The following is a 3,756-nucleotide window of genomic DNA, read 5'->3' as shown; positions in this document are numbered from 1 at the left end:
CACAGTGCGATCGTATTTCGCTGGAGTCATCCGCGCAGCGTAATCACCGGCCAGCCGCGGCTTTCAGCTTCTGCGCGCAATTTCGGGTCCGGGTCTACGGCTACCGGGTTGGCAACCTTTTCCAGCAGCGGCAGATCATTCAGAGAATCGCTGTAGAAGTAGCTGTCTTCCAGGCTCAACTGGTTTTCTTCCAGCCAACGGTTCAGACGTGTCACTTTGCCTTCGCGGAAGCACGGCACATCGGTGGTGCGTCCGGTGTAGCGCCCGTCGACCATTTCGCACTCGGTGGCCAATAGCGTCTCGATACCCAGGCGCTCGACGATTGGTCCGGTGACAAAGCGATTGGTGGCGGTAATGACGACCAGTTTGTCGCCTGCTGCGCGATGTTTGGCGATCAGCTCCAGCGCCTTCGGCAGGATGATGGGTTCGATGCAATCACGCATGAAATCACGATGCCACGCGTCTAGCTGGGCCATCTCGGTGCTGCCGAGGATTTCCAGTGAGAAGTTCAGGTAGTCGGTCAGGTTCAGAGTCCCGGCCAGGTAATCCTGATAAAACTCATCGTTGCGGGTTTTGTAGGTGGCGGTATCCAGGATGCCGCGTTCGCACAGGTAATCACCCCAGGCGTGGTCGCTGTCGCCACCCAGAAGCGTGTTGTCGAGGTCGAATAAAGCCAGGCGCATGCGGTTACTCGCTGAAATTGCTGAAAAAAGAGCACCAGAATACGAGGTTTTCACAACTCTTCACATAACCTGCTAAGCCTCGTTGCTGCTTTGATCGGCTTTGTGGAACAATGCGGTGACATGCGTTTGCGAGGTTGTTGCCGTGATCGACCCCGATGGTTTCCGTCCTAATGTCGGGATAATTCTGACAAACGACTCCGGCCAGGTCCTATGGGCTCGGCGAATCAACCAAGATGCCTGGCAGTTTCCACAGGGTGGTATCAACCCTCAGGAGACGCCGGAAGACGCGCTTTATCGTGAGTTGAACGAAGAAGTCGGGCTTGAACCTGAGGATGTGCAAATTCTTGCCTGCACTCGGGGTTGGTTGCGCTATCGTTTGCCGCAACGACTGGTCAGGACGCACAGCCAACCGCTGTGCATCGGCCAGAAGCAAAAATGGTTTCTCCTGCGCCTGGTCTCCAACGAGCAGCGGGTGCGGATGGATTTGACCGGGAAACCGGAGTTCGATGGCTGGCGATGGGTCAGCTATTGGTATCCGCTGGGTCAGGTGGTGACATTCAAGCGCGAGGTGTATCGACGCGCACTCAAAGAGCTTGCCCCGCGCCTTTTGTCGCGCGACTGACACGGAGTTCGACCCCGAGCCATGCTCAATACGCTGCGCAAGATCGTCCAGGAAGTTAACTCCGCCAAGGATCTCAAGGCGGCGTTGGGGATTATTGTGTTACGCGTCAAAGAGGCCATGGGCAGCCAAGTCTGCTCGGTCTATTTGCTCGACCCCGAAAGTAACCGCTTTGTGCTGATGGCTACCGAGGGCCTGAACAAGCGCTCCATCGGCAAAGTCAGCATGGCGCCGAACGAAGGCCTGGTTGGCCTCGTGGGTACCCGTGAAGAACCGCTGAACCTCGAAAACGCCGCTGATCACCCGCGCTATCGCTACTTTGCCGAGACTGGCGAGGAACGGTATGCGTCGTTCCTCGGCGCGCCGATCATTCACCATCGTCGTGTGGTGGGTGTACTGGTTATCCAGCAAAAGGAGCGCCGCCAGTTCGACGAGGGCGAAGAGGCCTTCCTCGTAACCATGAGCGCCCAGCTTGCCGGGGTTATCGCCCACGCTGAAGCCACTGGCTCGATCCGCGGTCTGGGGCGTCAGGGCAAGGGGATTCAGGAAGCGAAATTCGTCGGCGTCGCCGGCTCTCCCGGGGCGGCTGTGGGCTTTGCGGTGGTCATGCTGCCACCTGCGGACCTCGAAGTGGTCCCGGACAAAACCGTTACAGACATCAAAGCCGAGCTTGCCTTGTTCCAGACCGCCCTTGAGGGCGTGCGCAGCGACATGCGCGCATTGTCTGCCAAGCTTGCCAACCAGCTGCGCCCTGAAGAGCGCGCCTTGTTCGATGTTTACCTGATGATGCTCGACGACGCCTCGCTGGGCAGCGAAGTGACTAACGTCATCAAGACTGGCCAATGGGCGCAGGGCGCACTGCGCTCGGTGGTCAACGAGCACGTCAAACGTTTCGAATTGATGGACGATGCCTACCTGCGCGAACGTGCCTCGGATGTCAAAGACCTTGGTCGACGTCTATTGGCGTATCTCCAGGAGGCGCGCCAACAGACGCTGGTGTATCCGGACAACACGATCCTTGTCAGTGAAGAGCTGACGGCTGCCATGCTGGGCGAAGTTCCGGAAGGCAAGCTGGCTGGTCTGATTTCGGTACTTGGCTCCGGCAACTCCCACGTAGCGATCCTGGCCCGAGCCATGGGTATTCCCACGGTCATGGGGGTGGTCGACCTGCCTTATTCCAAGGTAGATGGCATTGAGCTGATCGTCGACGGCTACCACGGTGAAGTCTTCACCAACCCCAGCGATGCCATGCGCAAGCAGTTCGCCAAGGTCGTTGAAGAAGAGCGTCAGCTGTCCCAAGGACTGGACGCATTGCGCGAGCTGCCTTGCGTCACGCTGGACGGCCATCGTATGCCGCTGTGGGTAAACACTGGCTTGCTGGCTGACGTCGCTCGCGCTCAGCAGCGCGGCGCTGAAGGTGTAGGTCTGTATCGCACCGAAGTACCTTTCATGATTCAACAGCGCTTTCCGAGCGAGAAAGAACAGCTGGCGATCTATCGCGAGCAACTGGCGGCCTTTCACCCGCTGCCGGTCACCATGCGCAGCCTGGACATCGGCGGTGACAAAGCCCTGTCTTATTTCCCGATCAAGGAAGAGAACCCGTTTCTGGGCTGGCGCGGTATCCGTGTCACCCTCGATCACCCGGAAATTTTCCTGGTGCAGACCCGTGCGATGCTCAAGGCCAGTGAAGGCTTGAACAACCTGCGGATTCTGCTGCCGATGATCTCCAGCACGCACGAGGTGGAAGAGGCGCTTCACCTTATCCACCGGGCATGGGGTGAAGTGCGTGACGAAGGCACTGATGTGCCGATGCCGCCTGTAGGCGTGATGATCGAAGTGCCGGCTGCTGTTTACCAGACACGCGATCTGGCGCGTCAGGTGGACTTTCTGTCGGTGGGTTCCAACGACTTGACCCAGTATCTGCTGGCGGTGGATCGCAACAACCCAAGGGTTGCCGATCTATACGACTACCTGCACCCGGCCGTGCTGCAAGCGTTGCAAAACGTGGTTCGCGATGCTCATGCCGAAGGCAAGCCGGTCAGTATCTGCGGCGAAATGGCTGGCGACCCTGCCGCTGCGGTGTTGTTGATGGCGATGGGCTTCGACAGCCTTTCGATGAACTCCACCAACCTGCCGAAAGTGAAATGGATGCTGCGTCAGATCCACCTGAGCAAGGCCAAGGAATTGCTCGCGCAGCTGATGACCAACGATAACCCGCAAGTGATCAGCAGCTCTCTGCAACTGGCGCTGAAGAACCTGGGGCTGTCACGGATGATCAACCCGGGGTCTGTGAAAGGGCATTAATCGCGGTCAATTTGTTGGAGCGTGGCTTGCCCGCGATGCAGACACCGCGGTCTACCTTATAGATCACTGATCGTCGGAATGCCGCCCAGACCAAGCCCAGCTCCCACAGGATTCACTGATGACGTGGGACCGGCTTTAGCCGGGAAGAGG

3 protein-coding genes are annotated in these 3,756 nt (G+C 58.5%); 2 read left to right on the top strand and 1 reads right to left on the bottom strand.

The genetic code is table 11. From position 1 onward, the window contains the following. Positions 1–26: 26 nt before the first annotated feature. Positions 27–683: a histidinol-phosphatase gene (locus tag H8S59_RS26365; RefSeq protein WP_095092599.1), complete on the bottom strand. Its 657-nt coding sequence runs from the start codon at positions 681–683 to the stop codon at positions 27–29. Positions 684–825: 142 nt separating this feature from the next. Here H8S59_RS26365 and H8S59_RS26360 point away from each other — a divergent pair, with 142 nt between their 5' ends. Further along, entirely contained in the window at positions 826–1,305 is a 480-nt protein-coding gene (locus tag H8S59_RS26360; protein ID WP_027898512.1) for an RNA pyrophosphohydrolase, read from the top strand. Positions 1,306–1,326: 21 nt separating this feature from the next. Then, complete coding sequence (gene ptsP, locus H8S59_RS26355) at positions 1,327–3,606, top strand: phosphoenolpyruvate--protein phosphotransferase (RefSeq protein WP_122707599.1); 2,280 nt, start codon at positions 1,327–1,329, stop codon at positions 3,604–3,606. Positions 3,607–3,756 lie beyond the last annotated feature (150 nt).

It is taken from the genome of Pseudomonas folii (assembly GCF_014357575.1).
Lineage (GTDB): Bacteria > Pseudomonadota > Gammaproteobacteria > Pseudomonadales > Pseudomonadaceae > Aquipseudomonas > Aquipseudomonas folii.
Note: the sequence above shows the minus strand (reverse complement) of the source record. Positions and strands in the feature narration are given on the sequence as shown.

What these genes read in the sequence shown, in the direction of transcription:
- H8S59_RS26365 (WP_095092599.1), bottom strand. Translation starts at nt 683, where the DNA reads ATGCGCCTGGCTTTATTCGACCTCGACAACACGCTTCTGGGTGGCGAC.
- ptsP (WP_122707599.1), top strand. Translation starts at nt 1,327, where the DNA reads ATGCTCAATACGCTGCGCAAGATCGTCCAGGAAGTTAACTCCGCCAAG.